14 protein-coding genes are annotated in these 16,589 nt (G+C 65.1%); 5 read left to right on the top strand and 9 right to left on the bottom strand.

Annotated features, from left to right (window positions below):
• Positions 1-65: 65 nt before the first annotated feature.
• The 7 genes from rlmH to PMI40_RS15025 form a co-directional block, all read right to left on the bottom strand.
• The gene (rlmH, locus tag PMI40_RS15055; RefSeq protein WP_008116946.1) at positions 66-536 is read right to left on the bottom strand and encodes a 23S rRNA (pseudouridine(1915)-N(3))-methyltransferase RlmH; all 471 of its coding nucleotides are present in this window, start codon (positions 534-536) and stop codon (positions 66-68) included.
• Complete coding sequence (gene rsfS, locus PMI40_RS15050) at positions 536-1,369, bottom strand: ribosome silencing factor (protein ID WP_008116944.1); 834 nt, start codon at positions 1,367-1,369, stop codon at positions 536-538. The genes rlmH and rsfS overlap by 1 nt, the downstream gene beginning before the upstream one ends.
• Positions 1,370-1,441: 72 nt before the next feature.
• Positions 1,442-2,122 (bottom strand): nicotinate-nucleotide adenylyltransferase, encoded by a 681-nt coding sequence (locus PMI40_RS15045; protein WP_008116943.1) that lies wholly within the window; start codon positions 2,120-2,122, stop codon positions 1,442-1,444.
• A complete protein-coding gene (gene hemF, locus PMI40_RS15040; RefSeq protein WP_008116941.1) occupies positions 2,122-3,042 on the bottom strand; it encodes an oxygen-dependent coproporphyrinogen oxidase in 921 nt (306 codons plus the stop codon). Before hemF ends, PMI40_RS15045 begins: the two co-directional genes overlap by 1 nt.
• A gap of 112 nt (positions 3,043-3,154) precedes the next feature.
• On the bottom strand, positions 3,155-3,985 hold the full coding sequence (locus tag PMI40_RS15035) for a mechanosensitive ion channel family protein (RefSeq protein ID WP_008116937.1): 831 nt from the start codon (positions 3,983-3,985) through the stop codon (positions 3,155-3,157).
• Positions 3,986-4,195: 210 nt separating this feature from the next.
• Entirely contained in the window at positions 4,196-5,464 is a 1,269-nt protein-coding gene (gene purD / locus PMI40_RS15030) for a phosphoribosylamine--glycine ligase (RefSeq protein WP_008116935.1), read from the bottom strand.
• Positions 5,465-5,491: 27 nt separating this feature from the next.
• Positions 5,492-6,217: a YebC/PmpR family DNA-binding transcriptional regulator gene (locus tag PMI40_RS15025; RefSeq protein ID WP_008116933.1), complete on the bottom strand. Its 726-nt coding sequence runs from the start codon at positions 6,215-6,217 to the stop codon at positions 5,492-5,494.
• A 163-nt stretch (positions 6,218-6,380) separates the two neighbouring features.
• Between PMI40_RS15025 and PMI40_RS15020 the strand changes: the two genes are divergently transcribed.
• Genes PMI40_RS15020 through PMI40_RS15010 form a run of 3 tightly spaced genes read left to right on the top strand, consistent with a single transcriptional unit; the run spans position 6,381 to position 9,939 of the window.
• A complete protein-coding gene (locus tag PMI40_RS15020; protein WP_008116931.1) occupies positions 6,381-7,982 on the top strand; it encodes a helicase HerA-like C-terminal domain-containing protein in 1,602 nt (533 codons plus the stop codon).
• A gap of 26 nt (positions 7,983-8,008) precedes the next feature.
• Positions 8,009-8,923 (top strand): DMT family transporter, encoded by a 915-nt coding sequence (locus PMI40_RS15015; protein ID WP_008116928.1) that lies wholly within the window; start codon positions 8,009-8,011, stop codon positions 8,921-8,923.
• Between the two features lie 41 nt (positions 8,924-8,964).
• Entirely contained in the window at positions 8,965-9,939 is a 975-nt protein-coding gene (locus PMI40_RS15010) for a quinone oxidoreductase (protein WP_008116927.1), read from the top strand.
• Between the two features lie 124 nt (positions 9,940-10,063).
• Here PMI40_RS15010 and PMI40_RS15005 read toward each other — a convergent pair whose 3' ends face one another.
• Complete coding sequence (locus tag PMI40_RS15005; protein ID WP_008116925.1) at positions 10,064-10,759, bottom strand: DUF4136 domain-containing protein; 696 nt, start codon at positions 10,757-10,759, stop codon at positions 10,064-10,066.
• Between the two features lie 283 nt (positions 10,760-11,042).
• Between PMI40_RS15005 and pepN the strand changes: the two genes are divergently transcribed.
• Both pepN and PMI40_RS14995 read left to right on the top strand, forming a co-directional pair.
• Complete coding sequence (gene pepN / locus PMI40_RS15000) at positions 11,043-13,736, top strand: aminopeptidase N (protein WP_008116923.1); 2,694 nt, start codon at positions 11,043-11,045, stop codon at positions 13,734-13,736.
• Between the two features lie 73 nt (positions 13,737-13,809).
• Positions 13,810-14,811: a class 1 fructose-bisphosphatase gene (locus PMI40_RS14995; protein ID WP_008116921.1), complete on the top strand. Its 1,002-nt coding sequence runs from the start codon at positions 13,810-13,812 to the stop codon at positions 14,809-14,811.
• Positions 14,812-14,917: 106 nt separating this feature from the next.
• On the opposite strand, the gene PMI40_RS14990 is transcribed toward PMI40_RS14995, so the two are convergent.
• The gene (locus PMI40_RS14990; RefSeq protein WP_008116918.1) at positions 14,918-16,468 is read right to left on the bottom strand and encodes a sensor domain-containing diguanylate cyclase; all 1,551 of its coding nucleotides are present in this window, start codon (positions 16,466-16,468) and stop codon (positions 14,918-14,920) included.
• Positions 16,469-16,589 lie beyond the last annotated feature (121 nt).

The following is a 16,589-nucleotide window of genomic DNA, read 5'->3' as shown; positions in this document are numbered from 1 at the left end:
CTCGTTTCATCGTTGGGCATGACTGGACACCCGTCGGTCAGGATCAATGCCGGGCTTGAACCGCCTCAGGCGCGATGGTACGGATGATTCTGGGTGATCGACCAGGCCCGGTACAGCTGTTCTGCCAGCAATACACGCACCATGCCGTGCGGCAAGGTCATGCTGGAGATGCGTATGAGGGTATCGGCGCCGGCCTTGAAGGCAGGATCGAGCCCGTCGGCGCCGCCGATGACGAAAGCGACGTCGCGGCCGTCCTGCTGCCAGTGCTGCAGCTGTTGCGACAACTGTATGGTGGTCCAGTCGCGGCCGCGCTCGTCGAGGGCGATGATGCGCGCCCCCTTGGGCAGGGCCGCTTCGATGCGGCTGCGTTCCTGCGCCATGACGGTGTCGGCGGTACGGCTGCCGGAGCGGTCGACCGGTTTGATTTCCTTGAGTTGGATCCGGCAATCAGGAGGCATGCGCTTGGCGTACTCCTGAAAGCCGGTTTCGATCCAGGCGGGCATCTTGTGCCCGACCGCGGCAATGACCAGCTGCATCAGGCCTTGCTGACGCGCTTGGAAGCCGGCTTCTTGGCGCTGGCGCTCTTGGACGGTGCCACGCGCACGGTCTTGCCCACGGCGGTCTTGGGCGCCGCGGTCTTGCTGCGGGTGGTGGTGGTCTTGGCCGCGCCGGTCTTGGTGCCGGTGGTGGTACGCGTGGTGCCGGTCTTGGTACCGGTCGTGGTGCGGGTGGTACCTGCGGCTGCCCGCGGGGCACGCGGCGTGGCGGCCTTGGCGCCGGTCTCGGCCTGGCCGGCGGCACTGCGCGAGGTACGCGTGCCGGTGCCGGCAGCGCGGGTGGTCCTGGTGGTGGCACCGGCACCGGCCGCGGCCGTGGTGCGCGGCTTGCGTGCCGGCTTCTTGACCTCGTCGTCGTCCAGCGCCTGGCTGGCTTCGACCGCTTCGGCTTGTGCCCGGGTGCGGCGGATCTTGGGAGCTGGAGCGTCGGCGGCATCGCGCTTGGCCACGGCCGAGGTGGTGGTACGCTTGGCCGCGCCCATCTTGACTTCCTTGTCGCCCCAGATTTCTTCCAGGCGGTAATAGGTGCGGATGGCCGGTTGCATGATATGCACGATCATGTCGCCCAGGTCGACCAATACCCATTCGCCGGTGTCTTCACCTTCGACGCTGACCACGTTGCCGCCCTTGGACTTGACCTTGTCGCGCACCGAAGCCGCCAGCGCCTTGGTCTGGCGGTTGGAGGTACCCGAGGCAATCGCCACGCGGTCGAACAGGCTGGTCAGATGGGTCGTGTCGAAGACACGGATCTCTTGAGCCTTGACGTCTTCCAGCGCGTCCACGACCAGGGTTTGCAGTTTTTTGATATCCATTAGTTAGAACTCATTTCATAAATAAACGTTGTGCGAGCGGCCCCCGCCGGGCCGCTCCCTTCGGACTGCATCTCACGTTTGGTGGTGAAATGAGTTCCGGTACAGATGATGCTGTTCGATATAGTCTAGCACCCCGGCCGGAATCAGCGAATCGGGGCGTTCGCCGCGTTGTAGCGCGGCACGGATTGCGGTCGACGAAATATCGACCTCCAGGCCCGGCGCCAGGCAGCCCAGCCCGTGCGAGGTGGTACGGATGGCCTCGGCGCTGCCGGCGCGTCGGGCGAACTCCTGCACCACCGCCGACGGCACATCGCCGGCCTGCAGGCCGAAGCCCGGGCGGGACGCGGCGCACAGATGGGCATGGTCGAACAGCTCGCGCCAGTTCTGCCAGGTGTCCAGGTGCTGCAGCTGGTCGGCCCCCATCAGGAATACGATCGACACCGCCGGCCCCAGTTCTGCGCGCAGTGCGCGCAGGGTGTCGATGGTGTAGGTGGCGCTGGCGCGACGAATCTCCTGCTGGTCGATCTCGACCGGCACCTGCTGGGTGTCGAAGGCACGCCGTACCATTTCGACCCGTTGTGCAGGTTCGGCTTGCAGTCCGTGCTTCTGCCAGGGGTTGCCGGCGGGAATGACCCGCAGCACGTCGGGCCGCAGCAGTTCCACGAAATGTCTTGCCAGCTGGACATGGCCGCAATGCACCGGGTCGAAGCTGCCGCCCAGTACCGCTACGCAATGTTGTGCAGGTGCCGTCATTACAGCCAGTCCCGATGCACCAGGAAGTCGGAGTATAACTGCGCTTCGGCGCTGCCGGGCTGCGGATGCCAGTCATAGCGCCATTTCACCAGCGGTGGCATCGACATCAGGATCGATTCGGTGCGACCGCCCGACTGCAGGCCGAACAGCGTGCCGCGATCGAACACCAGGTTGAATTCGACATAGCGGCCTCGCCGGTACGCCTGGAAGTCGCGTTCGCGCTCGCCGTAGGGCGTGTCGCGCCGCGCCGTCACGATGGGCAGGTACGCCGCCAGGAAGGCGTCGCCGACGCTGCGCATCATCGCAAAGCTGTGCTCGAAAGGCAGCGCATTGAAGTCGTCGAAGAAAATACCGCCGGCGCCGCGCGGCTCCTGGCGGTGCTTCAGGTAGAAATACTGGTCGCACCACTGCTTGAAGCGCGGATACAGGTCGTCGCCGAAGGGCTGCAGGGCGTCACGGCAGCTGCGGTGGAAATGCACCACGTCGTCGAGCTGGCCGTAGTAGGGCGTCAGGTCGATGCCGCCGCCGAACCACCAGACCGGCTCCTCGCCTTCTGCCTGGGTGGTGAAGAAGCGCACATTCATGTGCACCGTCGGGATATACGGATTGCGCGGATGCAGCACCAGCGACACGCCCATCGCCTCCCAGGCGCGGCCGGCGATCTGCGGCCGGTTGGCCGCGGCCGATGGCGGCAGGTTCTGGCCCATCACGTGCGAAAAGCCGACCCCGCCACGTTCGAACAGCGCGCCTTCTTCCAGGATGCGGGAGGTGCCGCCGCCGCCTTCGGGCCGCTGCCAAGAATCGGCGACGAACGACTTGCCGTCGGCTGCCTCGAGGGCGGTCACGATACGCTGTTGCAGGTCTTGCAGGTAGGTTCTGACGGAGGTCGATGCGCTGGGCGCGGCGGTAGTGGTGGTCACAAGGGTGTCGCTCGGGGCACGGTAACGAATTCTTAACTCCGCGATTGTACCCTGCCGGCGCGCCAGCGGGGCGCCGGCGGCGGCAAGCCGCGGCCGGCGCGAGGACGGGCGCTCAATTCTGCGGTGGCTGCGCCACGGGAACGGCTACCTGGTAGGTCGCCGGGGCAGGCCAGCCTTCGTTGAGGCAGACCTCGGCGATGGCGCTGTTGACGTCGTTGTAGACCTGGCCGAAATTGGGTGTGGCAGCATGCACCCGCAGTGCCAGCAGGGTGCCGGTGGCGTTGAATTCCTGGATCGCAACCGCTGGCGCCGGGTTCTCCAGCACGTTCGGAATGGCCTTGACCCGGGCCAGCAGCTTGGCAATCGCTTCTTGCGGATCGACGCCATAGGCGATCTGGCAGCGCAGGTCGGTACGGCGGGTCGGATTGACGTTGTAGTTGATGATGTTGTCGGCGAACAGCTTGTTGTTGCCGACGATCACGCGCAAGTTGTTGTCGGTAGTGATGATGGTGGTCACCAGGCCGATATCGCTGACGGTGCCGGTCTGGCCGGCGGCGGTGATGTAGTCGCCCAGCTTGAACGGGCGCAGCACCACCAGGAAGATGCCGGCGGCGAAGTTGGCCAGCAGGCCCGACCAGGCCACACCCAGCGCCACGCCGACGGCACCGATCATGGCGGCAAACGAGGTGGTAGGGATGCCGCATACCTCCAGGATGCCCATCACCAGCATGATGCGCAGGATCACCTGGATGGCCGAGGTGGCGTAGTTGATCAGCGTCTTCTCGAACTGGCGCGCGGTGAGCAGGCGACGCACCAGCTTGGACAGGGCATTGACCAGCATGCCGCCGATGATCCAAATGGCGATGGCGGCCACCACCTTCAGCCCGAACGGCACCAGGTAGAGGTTGATCAGCGTGTCGAAGTTGAGCAGGTGGGTGTCCATGCAAGATCCTTTTCTCTAATGCAACATTGTTTTCCTGACAGCCGTCACGGCCGGCAAGCAGTGTTAGTTTGCGGCAAGCCACTTTTGTTGCAGCAGGGCGCCAATTTTATGACCAGGCGTGGCGCCCCGGCACTGCCGAAAAAACAATCCCCCGCCAAGCGCGGGGCTGGGCGGGGGATGGTCATGGCGCCGGCAAGCGCACCACGGGCATCAACGCTTGAGCGCGCGCCAGCCGATGTCGCGCCGCATCTGCGAGCCGGCGAAGTGGATCAGGTCGGCTGCGTCGTAGGCATGCTTCTGCGCTACCTTGACGCTGTCGCCCAGGCCCACCACGCACAGCACGCGGCCACCGGTGGTGGTCAGCTTGTCGCCGGTCAGGGTGGTGCCGGCATGGAAAGTGACGCAATCCGGGGTCTCGGCCGGGATATCGGTGACCAGGTCGCCGCGGCGCGGCGCGTCGGGATAGCCGAAGGCGGCCATCACCACGCCCAGCGCCGTGCGGCGGTCCCATTCCAGCTCGACCTTGTCGAGCGTGCCGTTGACGGCATGTTCCATCACGCCCAGCAGGTCGGTCTTGAGACGGGCCATGATCGGCTGGGTCTCGGGGTCGCCCATGCGGCAGTTGAATTCGAGCGTCTTGGGCGTGCCTTCTTCATCGATCATCAGGCCGGCGTAGAGGAAGCCCGAGAACGGAATGCCATCCTTGGCCATGCCCTGCACGGTCGGCACGATGATCTCGCGCATGACACGCGCATGCAGCGCCGGGGTCACGATGGGCGCCGGCGAGTAAGCGCCCATGCCGCCGGTGTTGGGGCCCTGGTCATGGTCCTGCAGGCGCTTGTGGTCCTGGCTGGTGGCCAGCGGCAGGATGTTCTTGCCGTCCACCATGACGATGAAGCTGGCTTCCTCGCCGCTGAGGAATTCCTCGATCACTACGCGCGCCCCGGCGTCGCCCAGCTTGTTGTCGGACAGCATCATGTCCACCGCCGAATGCGCCTCTTCCAGCGTCATGGCGACCACCACGCCCTTGCCGGCAGCCAGGCCATCGGCCTTGATCACGATAGGCGCGCCTTTCTGCGCGATATAGTCGTGTGCCGGTGCAGGTTCGGAGAAGGTCTGGTACTCGGCGGTCGGGATCGCATGGCGCTTCATGAAGGCCTTGGCGAAATCCTTCGAGCTTTCCAGTTGCGCCGCTTCGCGGGTGGGGCCGAAGATCTTCAGGCCGCGTGCCCGGAAGACGTTGACGATGCCGGCCGCCAGCGGCGCCTCGGGGCCGACCACGGTCAGCGCCACGTGCTCTTTCTCGACAAAATCGGCCAGCGCCGCGGGATCGGTGATGTCGATGTTGGTGAGCCGCTCGTCGAGGGCGGTGCCGCCATTGCCGGGGGCGACATACACGGTCTGGATGCGGGGCGACTTGGCGATGGTCCAGGCCAGCGCATGTTCACGACCACCGGAGCCAACAACTAGGATTTTCATGGGGATTCGCAGTAAGAGTGAGGCGGATTATTCGTCGATGACAGCGTTGGTATAGAGCTGCTGGGTGTCGTCCAGGTTCTCCAGGGCGTCCAGCAGTTTTTGCATGCGTACGCCGTCCTCGCCCGCAAACACCGTCTCGGTGGACGGTTTCATGATGATGTCGGCCACCTCGGCCTTGAATCCGGCCGCTTCCATCGCCGCCTTGACGGCGCTGAAGTCGTTGGGGCCGGTCAATACCTCGATACCGCCTTCCTCGTCGGTCTGGACGTCCTCGGCGCCAGCCTCGAGCGCCGCTTCCATCACCGCGTTCTCGTCGGTGCCGGGCGCGTACATCAACTGCCCGCAGTGAGTAAACATGAACGCCACCGAGCCTTCGGTACCCATGTTGCCGCCGAACTTGGAAAACGCATGGCGTACCTCTGCCACGGTACGCACGCGGTTGTCGGTGAGGCAGTCGACGATGATGGCCGCGCCATTGATGCCGTAACCCTCATAGCGGACTTCTTCGTAGTTCACGCCGTCGAGGGCACCGGTGCCGCGCTGGATGGCGCGGGTCACGTTGTCCTTGGGCATGTTGGCGTCGGAGGCACGATCGACCGCCAGGCGCAGGCGCGGGTTGGTGTCGGCATCGCCACCGCCCATGCGGGCGGCGACCGTGATTTCCTTGATCAGGCGGGTCCAGATACGACCTCGTCGTTCATCCTGGCGGCCTTTACGGTGTTGGATATTGGCCCATTTGCTGTGTCCAGCCATGTCGAATCTTCCTGCTTGATTGGTTGATGCCAGAACGAAAGATGAGCCATCCGGGCTCCGCTTCTGACTATAATCGGGCCAGAATTTTAGCATATCGCCCTGTTGCGAATCGGATCGGCAAGCCCATGCGATCGCCCCCAATTTGTCCTTTCTGCCGCCCATCATGACCCCTGTGCTCGCCATCGCCCAACATTCCGACGTGCAACTGTGCCTGTTGCCGCAACTGGTCAACCGTCACGGCTGCATCACCGGTGCCACCGGCACCGGCAAGACCGTGACCTTGCAGGTGATGGCGCAGGCGCTCTCCGATATCGGGGTGCCGGTGTTCATGGCCGACGTCAAGGGCGACCTGTCGGGCCTGGGCCAGGCCGGCAGCAGCAGCCCCAAGCTGGCCGAGCGCCTGGCGCGCCTGGGCCTGGCCGAGCCGGCCTGGGCCGCCGCGCCGGTGGCGTTCTGGGATGTCTATGGCCAACAGGGGCATCCGGTGCGCGCCACCATCTCGGACATGGGGCCGCTGATGCTGGCGCGCATGCTCAACCTGAACGATACCCAGCAGGGCGTCTTGCAACTGGTGTTCAAGATCGCCGACGACAATGGCCTGCTGCTGCTCGACACCAAGGACCTGCGTGCCATGCTGCAGCACGTGGGCCAGCACGCGGCCGAGTTCAAGACCGAGTACGGCAATATCTCGGCGGCCAGCATCGGTGCCATCCAGCGCGGCCTGGTGGCCATCGAGGAGCAGGGCGGTGACCGCTTCTTCGGCGAACCCATGCTCGACATCGACGACCTGATGCAGACCGATGCCCAGGGCCGCGGGGTGATCAACATCCTGGCCGCCGACAAGTTGCTCAATGCGCCGCGCCTGTACTCGACCTTCCTGCTGTGGATGCTGTCCGAACTGTTCGAGCACCTGCCCGAAGTGGGCGACCTCGACCGGCCCAGGATGGTGTTCTTCTTCGACGAAGCCCATCTGCTGTTCGACGAAGCGCCCAAGCCACTGCTGCAGAAGATCGAACAGGTGGTGCGCCTGATCCGCTCCAAGGGCGTGGGCGTGTACTTCGTGACGCAGAATCCGCTGGATATCCCCGACGCCGTGCTGGGCCAGCTGGGCAATCGCGTCCAGCATGCGCTGCGCGCCTACACCCCGCGCGACCAGAAGGCGGTGCAGGCCGCCGCCGAGACCTTCCGCGCTAATCCCGCGCTCGACACCGCCACGGCCATCACCGAACTGGCCGTGGGTGAAGCGCTGGTCTCATTTCTGGACGACAAGGGCCGGCCCAGCATGGTCGAGCGCGGCCATGTGCTCACGCCCGCGTCCCAGATTGGCCCGATTACCGATGCGCAACGGCGTGCCCTGATGGCCTCATCGCTGGTGGCTGGCGTGTACGAACAGGCGATCGACCGCGAATCGGCCTATGAGCGCCTCAAGGGACGTGCCGTGGCGTCGCCCCCGGTGGCGGGCGACGACAACGCCTGGGGCGCTTCGGCCGGCCGGGCGCCGCAGCCGGCGCCGGAGGCGCGCAGCGGGCGGCCCGCCGGCGGCGCCGCGCACCCGGCACCCGCGCCCCAACCCCAGCCTGAGCCGCAGGGCGGCGGCCTGGGCGACCTGATCGGTGGTGTGCTGGGCGGGGGCAGGAGCGGGCGCGGCGCCCGCAGCGATTCGCCGCTGCAGGCGATGGTCAAGTCGGCCGCACGCAGCATCGGCTCGCAAGTCGGGCGCGAACTGATTCGTGGGGTGCTGGGTTCGCTCCTCAAAAAGCGCTGAACAAGTTCTAAGTTTACAATCCCGGCATGACTGCCATTGCCCACCCATCTTCCCACCGCCAGGCGTTTCTCGGCGGCCTCCTGCTGGCCGTCGTCGGCGCCGTGTTCTTTTCGGCCAAGGCCATCGTGGCCAAGCTGATGTACCGTTACCAGGTCGACGCCGTGATGGTGATCACGCTGCGCATGGTATTTGCGTTCCCGATGTTCCTGGCGGTGGCCATCTGGAAGGCCCGCAGTGAACCGGCCCTGGCGCGCGCCGACTGGCTGCGCATCGTGGTGCTGGGGCTGACCGGTTACTACCTGTCCAGTTTCCTCGACTTCCTCGGGCTGCAATACATCTCGGCCGGCCTGGAACGCCTGATCCTGTTCCTGACGCCCTCGTTCGTGATGCTGATCGCCTTTTTCGTCTTCAAGCGCCGGGTCGGCTGGGTCGAGTGGATCGCGCTGCTGGTGTCCTACGCCGGCACCGTGCTGGTGCTGATGCATGACCTCGATACCGGTGGCAGCAACGTCCTGTTGGGCAGCGGCCTGGTGCTGGGCTCGGCGTTCTGTTATTCGATCTACCTGATCGGCTCGGGCGAGCTGGTGCGCCGGGTCGGCGCGATTCGCCTGGTGGCCTACGCGATGTGCGTCTCGACCGTGGCCTGCGTGATCCAGTTCGTGGTGCTGCGCCAGCCAGGCACGCTGCTGCAACAGGTCGCGGGCGTGTATCAGTTGTCGCTCTTCAATGCCGTCTTCTGCACCGTGTTGCCCGTGTTCTTGACCATGATCGCGGTATCGCGCATCGGCGCCCCCACGGCGGCCCAGGCCGGGCTGGTGGGGCCGGTGTCGACCCTGTTCATGGGGGCGGCGCTGCTGGACGAGCCGATCACCGCGATCCAGCTGGTCGGCACGGCGCTGGTACTGTCGGGTATCTGGCTGCTGTCGCGCAAGAAGGCTTGAACGGGGTAATCATCCAATTCGATTCAACAAAGGAGACGGGCATGGCAAGAGCAATTCGCGTAAGCAAGACCGGCGGGCCGGAGGTCATGGAGTATGTCGAGGTCGAGGTGGGTGACCCGGGTCCGGGCGAGGTGCGCATTCGCCATGCCGCCGTCGGGTTGAACTTCATCGACGTGTATTTCCGCAACGGGCTGTATCCGCAGCCGCTGCCCAATGGCCTGGGGCAGGAGGCCGCCGGCACCATCGAGGCGCTCGGCGAAGGCGTCACCGGCTTGAAGGTGGGCGACCGCGTAGCCTACGCCGGACGCCCCAACGGCGCCTATGCCGAAGAGCGGGTGATGCCGGCCGAGATCCTGGTCAGGCTGCCCGACAGCATTTCCTTCGATACCGCCGCGGCGATGATGCTGCAGGGCATGACGGTGCAATACCTGTTGCGCCAGACTTATCCGGTGCAGGCCGGCGACACCATCCTGCTGCATGCCGCCGCCGGTGGCATCGGCCTGATCGCCTGCCAATGGGCGCGCGCGCTGGGAGCGACCGTGATCGGCACCGTCAGCAGCGACGAGAAGGGCGCGCTGGCGGCGCGGCACGGCTGCACCCACGTGATCAACACCAAGACCGAGAATTTCGTCGAACGGGTCAAGGAAATCACCGGTGGCAAGGGTGTGCCGGTCGTCTACGACGCCGTCGGCAAGGATACCTTCATCGGCTCGCTCGATTGCTTGCGCCCACGCGGCATGATGGTCAGCTTCGGCAGCGCCTCCGGACCGGTGACGCCGTTCGGCGTGTCGGAACTGGCCTCGCGCGGCTCGCTGTTCTTGACGCGTCCCTCGCTGGGCAACTACACGGCTACCCGGGAAGACCTCGACGCCTGCGCTGCCGACCTGTTCGCCATGGTCGAGAGCGGCAAGCTCAGTATCGAGATCAACCAGCGCTATGCGCTCAAGGACGTGGGCCAGGCACACGCCGACCTGGAAGCGCGCAAGACCACCGGCTCGACCATCCTGGTTCCCTGAGCCGTGGGCAAACCGGGATCCGATTCACCCCGCTTCGGCCGCCTGCTGCTGGTACTGGCGGTGGCGGTGCTGGTGGTGGTGGTCATCACGCTGGCCAGCGAAGCGTTCTATTCGTGATGCAGCCTCACCTGGCGGGAGCGGGGGCGGAGGCAGCGGGCGCGGCCGCGCCCGGCGGCGCGGCGTAGCCGCCATCCTTGTCGATCTTGATCGATATGTGGCGCGTCACGCCGCTGGGGCCGGGAAAATCCTGGAAGGCGGCGCGCACCATGTAAGGCATGGCAGCGGCCAGGCCGGCCTGGCGACCGTCGCTGTCGACCACGACGTCGTATAGCTGCTTGCCGTCGGCGGCATTGGCGATGCCGATCTGCAGGCGGCGCAGGAACACCGGATAACTGGTGCTTTGCAGCGGCCCGCCATACCAGAACGGATCATAGGCCGGGCCGAACGGGCCGTAGAAGCCGTAGGGGCCGAAGCGACCCCAGCCGGGCCCCGGACCGTAGAAGTAGGGATCGTAGGCAGGACGGGTCTCGACCACCTGCTCGGTCGTCATGCCGTAGCGAAACGTCACGTTCAATTGCGCGGCCTGGGGTTCGGATGCTTCCTTCAAGCCCAGCCCCAGCAGCTGGCGCCTGATCAACTGGGCGTAGGCGTCGTATTCGAGTTGGCCCTGCTGCTCCGTGGCCGGGGCGAAGGCGAACGACTTGCCGGCGCTATCGGCGGGCCAGGCGTGGAAGGCCGTCACATTGCTCTGCATGACCGAGGCGCAGCCGCTCAGCAGCAGGCTGGCCGCCGCGATCAGTGAGGTAAGCCAGTGTTTCATGGTGTCTCCAGTAAGGATGAGGCCGGGCGTGGGGCTGGGCAGGTGGCGATGGCGCTTGGACCGCGTCCCCGGCATGTTCGATCCCGCCGGGAGCGCTATTTTAGTGCGTTTGCCGCTGGCCGACGAACGTTCGGCACGGTTGTCGGTCATTAGTGCGGCAGCCGGTGACCGCACGGCCCCGGCGATTGGTAAAATCAGGTTTTCGCCCGCCAGTTTCGCTGATTGAACGAATCCCGGGTTTGCCTTTGCTTTTTTCTTGACATCTTCTTTTCCACAGGCATCCATGCGCACCGATACGCCCCAGACGATCTACCGTAAAGATTACGCCGCGCCCCATTACCTGGTCGATACCGTCGACATGGGCTTCGACCTCGATCCGGCCCAGACCCGCGTGGCCACGCGCATCGTGATGCGCCGCAATCCGGCCGCGGCCGGCCGCGATATCGTGCTGTTCGGCGAAGAACTCGAGCTGGTGGCGCTGCGCCTGAACGGCAAGACCCTCAAGAAAGGCGACTACCGCCTGGTCGGCGGTGTGCTCACCATTGCCGGCGCGCCGGCCGAGGTCGAATTGCAGATCGAGACCCTGGTCCAGCCCGATCGCAATACCTCGCTGATGGGCCTGTATGTGTCGAACGGCAATTTCTTCACCCAGTGCGAGGCCGAGGGTTTTCGCAAGATCACGTTCTTCCCCGACCGGCCCGATGTGATGGCACGCTACACCGTGATGCTGCGGGCCGACCGTGGCCGCTATCCGGTGCTGCTGTCCAATGGCAACCTGATCGAACAGGGTGACTTGCCCGATGGCCGCCACTACGCCAAGTGGGAAGATCCGTTCAAGAAGCCTTCCTACCTGTTTGCGCTGGTCGCCGGCGACCTGGTCTGCCAGGAAGAAAAATACACCCTCAAGTCCGGCCGCGAAGTGCTGCTGCAGGTATGGGTCGAAGACGGAAACCTGGACAAGACCCAGCACGCCATGGATTCGCTCAAGCACAGCATCGCCTGGGACGTCGACCGCTTCGGCCTGGAACTCGACCTGGACCGCTTCATGATCGTGGCGGTGGGCGATTTCAACATGGGCGCGATGGAAAACAAGGGCCTCAATATCTTCAACACCAAGTATGTGCTGGCCAACCCGCGCATCGCCACCGACGTCGATTTCGCCAATATCGAGGCCGTGGTCGGCCACGAATATTTCCACAACTGGACCGGCAACCGGATCACTTGCCGCGACTGGTTCCAGCTCTCGCTCAAGGAAGGCCTTACCGTATTTCGCGACCAGGAATTCTCGGCCGACATGGTCGGCACCGACAGCGGCCGCGCCGTCAAGCGCATCGACGACGTGCGGGTGCTGCGCCAGGCGCAGTTCCCCGAGGACGCCGGACCGATGGCGCACCCGGTGCGTCCCGACTCGTTCGTCGAGATCAACAACTTCTATACCGTCACGATCTACGAGAAGGGCGCCGAGGTGGTGCGCATGTACCAGACCTTGCTGGGGCGCGACGGATTCCGCCGCGGCATGGACCTGTACTTCGAGCGGCATGACGGCCAGGCCGTCACCTGCGACGATTTTCGCGCCGCCATGGCCGACTCCAGCGGGCGCGACCTGCGCCAGTTCGAACGCTGGTACAGCCAGTCCGGTACCCCCGAGGTCGATGCCAGCGTGCAGTACGACGCCGCCACCGGGACGCTGGAACTGACGCTGGAACAAAGCTGCCCGGCGACCCCGGGCCAGCGCAAGAAGCAGCCCTTTCACATCCCGGTGGCCGTGGGCCTGCTCGACGCCAGCGGGCGCGACATGCCGCTGCGCCTGAAGGGCGAGAAGAAGGCCGGCGGAACCACCCGTGTGCTGGAGCTGACCGCACAGCGCCAGACCTTTTGCTTCGTCGATGTCGCCGAAAAGCCGGTGCCGTCGCTGCTACGCGGGTTCTCGGCGCCGGTGGTGCTGAAATACGACTACAGCGATGAAGAGCTGGCTTTCCTGATGGCCAATGACAGCGACGCCTTCAATCGTTGGGAAGCCGGCCAGCGCCTGGCCATGCGCCGCCTGTTGACGCTCACCGTGGCGGTGCAGGCCGCGCGCCAGTCCAGCCATGGGGGGGCGGACGATACCGTGCTGGGCAACCTGGAGCAGGATGGTGCGCTGGCCGCGGCGCTGCGCGCCACGCTGGCCGACGACTCGCTCGATCCGGCGTTTCGTGAGCTGGCCTTGAGCCTGCCGTCGGAGACCATGATCGCCGAGCAGATGGAAGTGATCGACCCGCACGCCATCCACGTGGCGCGCCAGTTCCTGCGCCGCTCGCTGGCCGCGCAGCTGCGCGACGAGTTGCTGGCGGCCTATCAAGCCAATGACCATGACGGCGCCTATAGTCCCGATGCGGCCGCCGCCGCGCGTCGCGCCCTCAAGAACGCGGCCCTGTCCTACCTGGCCGAGCTGGACGACCCGCAAGCGCTGGCGCTGGCCGAGCAACAGGATCGCAGCGCCAACAACATGACCGATCGCCTGGCCGCCCTGGCGGCGCTGACCAATAGCGCCGCCCGTGGCAACAGCGACGCCTTGCAGCGCTTCTACGCCGAATTCGAGGACGAGGCGCTGGTGATCGACAAGTGGTTCACGCTGCAGGCCACGGCCCGCCACGCCGATGTCGATACGGTGCGTACGCTGGCCACGCACCCGGCGTTCTCGCTGAAGAATCCCAATCGGGCGCGCAGCCTCATCTTCAGCTTCTGCAATGGCAATCCATCGGCGTTCCACGCCGCCGACGGCAGCGGCTACGCGTTCTGGGCCGAGCAGGTCATCGCCTTGAACGGCAGCAACGCGCAGGTCGCCGCACGCCTGGCGCGCAGCCTCGACCGCTGGCGCAAGTACACGCCGGCGCTGCAGGAAAAGATGCGCCTGGCATTGCAACAGGTGGCCGACGCACCGAAACTGTCGCGCGACGTGGCCGAAGTCATCACCAAGGCGCTGGCCGCGGATTGAACAACCAGACGACGTCGGACAGGGCGTCGCGAGCGACACAACGAATCCATTTTCAAACAGGGAAGACCACACCATGAAACGCATCAGCCTCACCCAACACCTGATCGAGCAGCAGCGCCTGCATAACAAGATTCCATCCGAGCTGCGCCTGTTGATCGAAGTCGTCGGCCGCGCCTGCAAGAGCATCTCCCATGCCGTCGGCAAGGGTGCGCTGGGCGAGGTGCTGGGCACCGCCGGCAGTGAGAACGTGCAAGGCGAAGTCCAGAAGAAGCTGGACGTGATCTCCAACGAGATTTTGCTCGAAGCCAACGAGTGGGGTGGCCACCTGGCCGCCATGGCGTCGGAAGAAATGGAGACCATCCATCGCATCCCCAACCGTTACCCGATGGGTGAATACCTGCTGATGTTCGATCCGCTGGACGGCTCGTCGAACATCGACGTCAACGTCTCGATCGGCACCATCTTCTCGGTGTTGAAGGCGCCCGACGGCATGACCGAACCCAGCGAAAAGGACTTCATGCAGGCCGGCACCCGCCAGGTCGCTGCCGGCTACGCCGTCTATGGCCCGCAGACCGTGCTGGTGCTGACCACCGGCGACGGCGTGCACTGCTTCACGCTGGACCGCGAGATGGGCGCCTGGGTGCTCACGCAGAAAGACATCCAGATCCCTGCCGACACCAAGGAATTCGCCATCAACGCATCCAACCAGCGCCACTGGTTCCCGCCGGTCAAGCGCTATGTGGACGAAATGCTGGCCGGCTCGGCGGGTCCGCTGGGCAAGGATTTCAACATGCGCTGGATCGCCTCCATGGTGGCCGACGTGCATCGCATCCTCAATCGCGGCGGCATCTTCATGTATCCCGCCGATGCACGCGAGCCGGGCAAGCCGGGCAAGCTGCGCCTGATGTACGAAGCCAATCCGATGGCCTTCATCGTCGAACAGGCGGGCGGTGCCGCCACCGATGGCCAGCAGCGCATCCTCGACATCCAACCTGAAAAGCTGCACCAGCGGGTCGCGGTGTTCCTGGGATCGAAGAACGAAGTCGAACGCGTGACCTCGTATCACAAGCAGTAGGTAGTAGGCAGCGGCGCACGCCTGCGGCGCCGCCGCGCCTGGACGAACCTGCCGGTGCAATGCCATCCAGTTAAGCGCTGGATGGCATTTTTTCTTGCCGCGTCGTCTAGCTCGTCGGGGCGATACGCACCTGGTTGCGTCCGCCGCGCTTGGCCTCGTACAGGGCGGTGTCGGCATGACCGACCAGGTCACCCATCGGCGGACGGTGGTGCTGGTCGGGCCGGATGGTGTTGACGCCTGCACTGGCCGTGACCACGCCGACCGGGTTGCCGCTGTGCGGCAGTGCCAGCGCCTCGATCCCGGCGCGGATCTTTTCCGCCACCAGCGCCGCCCCCTGGGCACCGGTATCGGGCAGCAGCACCAGCATTTCCTCGCCGCCATAGCGCACCGCCAGGTCGGCCGGCCGCTGCTGCACCTGCTGCAGCACGCGGCCGATCTGGCGCAGGCATTCGTCGCCCGCCTGGTGGCCGTAGATGTCGTTGTACTGCTTGAAGAAATCGACATCGATCAGCACCAGCGACAGTTCGCCGTTGCAGCGCGCGGCACGCCGGTATTCCTTGTCGAGCGTGTCATCGAAGTGGCGCCGGTTGGACAGCCCGGTCAGGCCGTCCTGGTGGGCCAGCAACTCCAGCTTGCCATTGAGCAGGCGCAGTGCTTCCATGGCCTGTACCGTCTTCTGCTCGGCCTGCAGCCGCAGTTCGATCTGGCCCACCAGGCGCCAGCCGAAGCTGGCGATGATCATCAGCAGCAATAGCACGCCCGCCGAGTAGACCAGGGTTTCCTGGGTCCAGTCGGCCAGCGCTTCCTCGCTCGCCAACGCCACCACCGCGACCAGGGGAAACTTGTCGACCGCCTGGTAACTGAAATAGCGATGTACGCCATCGATGCGCGAACTGATCTGGAACGATCCGGTCTGGCTCTTGGGCAGCAGGTCGGTGAAGATCACGCTGTCGGCAAAGCTGCGATTGATGAAGCGGGGCTCGAAAGGATGACGCGTCAACAGCGTACCATCGCGCAGCAACAGGGCGATCGACCCATTCTGGCCGATCTCGAAGGTACGGTACAGGTCGACGAAATAGTCGATGTTTATGGTGGCCAGCGCCACGCCGGCGAAGCTGCCGTCGCGGTGGTTGATGCGGCGCGATACCGGGATTACCCAGTGATCGGTGGTGCGGCTGCGCAGCACCTGGCCGACCAGCAGCTTGCGGGTGTCGTTGTCGCGGTGATGGATGAAATAGCTGCGGTCGGCGTTGTTGGCGTGGGCAGGCACCTTGCCGGCCGAATTGACGACCCAGTTACCCAGCTCGTCGTAGATCAACAAGCCATCCAGTTGCGGCATTTCCTCGGCAATGCGCGCCAGGACCGGGGTCATTTCGCTGATCAGCGGACTTCCCATGCCCAGCATGGCGATGCGATCGGTGACATCGAGCAACAGGCCGTCGGCGGCCTGGACCGCGTCATTGGCGTGCTGTGCCAGCGCGCGCGCCATGTTGCCCGCATTGGTCTGGGCATTCTTGACGTCGCTCTGGCGCGCGCTCCAGCTCTGCCATACATGGGTCATGCCGATGACCAGGCAGACCAGTATCACGAACAGCCGCGCCCGGTATGAAATGGCGTGATGCTTGGGGTCCGCGGCGGACCCAGTTTCTGATTGCATGCGCTTCACCTTTCCCCCGAAACGGAAAGCGGCCACCCCTCAGGGGCTGGCGATTATCCAGCCAAGTATAGACAGGGCGCCAAGGCGGCAACAGCTGAACTGAGGGGCAAAAGTACTGCAA

The sequence above is a fragment of the Herbaspirillum sp. YR522 genome, assembly GCF_000282575.1.
Taxonomy (GTDB): Bacteria; Pseudomonadota; Gammaproteobacteria; order Burkholderiales; family Burkholderiaceae_D; genus Herbaspirillum.
Note: the sequence above shows the minus strand (reverse complement) of the source record. Positions and strands in the feature narration are given on the sequence as shown.

Coding starts and splice junctions, on each gene's coding strand:
- PMI40_RS15045 (WP_008116943.1), bottom strand. CDS start 2,122: ATGACGGCACCTGCACAACATTGCGTAGCGGTACTGGGCGGCAGCTTC.
- PMI40_RS15010 (WP_008116927.1), top strand. CDS start 8,965: ATGGCAAGAGCAATTCGCGTAAGCAAGACCGGCGGGCCGGAGGTCATG.
- pepN (WP_008116923.1), top strand. CDS start 11,043: ATGCGCACCGATACGCCCCAGACGATCTACCGTAAAGATTACGCCGCG.
- rsfS (WP_008116944.1), bottom strand. CDS start 1,369: ATGGATATCAAAAAACTGCAAACCCTGGTCGTGGACGCGCTGGAAGAC.
- rlmH (WP_008116946.1), bottom strand. CDS start 536: ATGCAGCTGGTCATTGCCGCGGTCGGGCACAAGATGCCCGCCTGGATC.
- PMI40_RS15025 (WP_008116933.1), bottom strand. CDS start 6,217: ATGGCTGGACACAGCAAATGGGCCAATATCCAACACCGTAAAGGCCGC.
- PMI40_RS15020 (WP_008116931.1), top strand. CDS start 6,381: ATGACCCCTGTGCTCGCCATCGCCCAACATTCCGACGTGCAACTGTGC.
- PMI40_RS15035 (WP_008116937.1), bottom strand. CDS start 3,985: ATGGACACCCACCTGCTCAACTTCGACACGCTGATCAACCTCTACCTG.
- PMI40_RS14990 (WP_008116918.1), bottom strand. CDS start 16,468: ATGCAATCAGAAACTGGGTCCGCCGCGGACCCCAAGCATCACGCCATT.
- PMI40_RS15005 (WP_008116925.1), bottom strand. CDS start 10,759: ATGAAACACTGGCTTACCTCACTGATCGCGGCGGCCAGCCTGCTGCTG.
- PMI40_RS15015 (WP_008116928.1), top strand. CDS start 8,009: ATGACTGCCATTGCCCACCCATCTTCCCACCGCCAGGCGTTTCTCGGC.
- PMI40_RS14995 (WP_008116921.1), top strand. CDS start 13,810: ATGAAACGCATCAGCCTCACCCAACACCTGATCGAGCAGCAGCGCCTG.
- purD (WP_008116935.1), bottom strand. CDS start 5,464: ATGAAAATCCTAGTTGTTGGCTCCGGTGGTCGTGAACATGCGCTGGCC.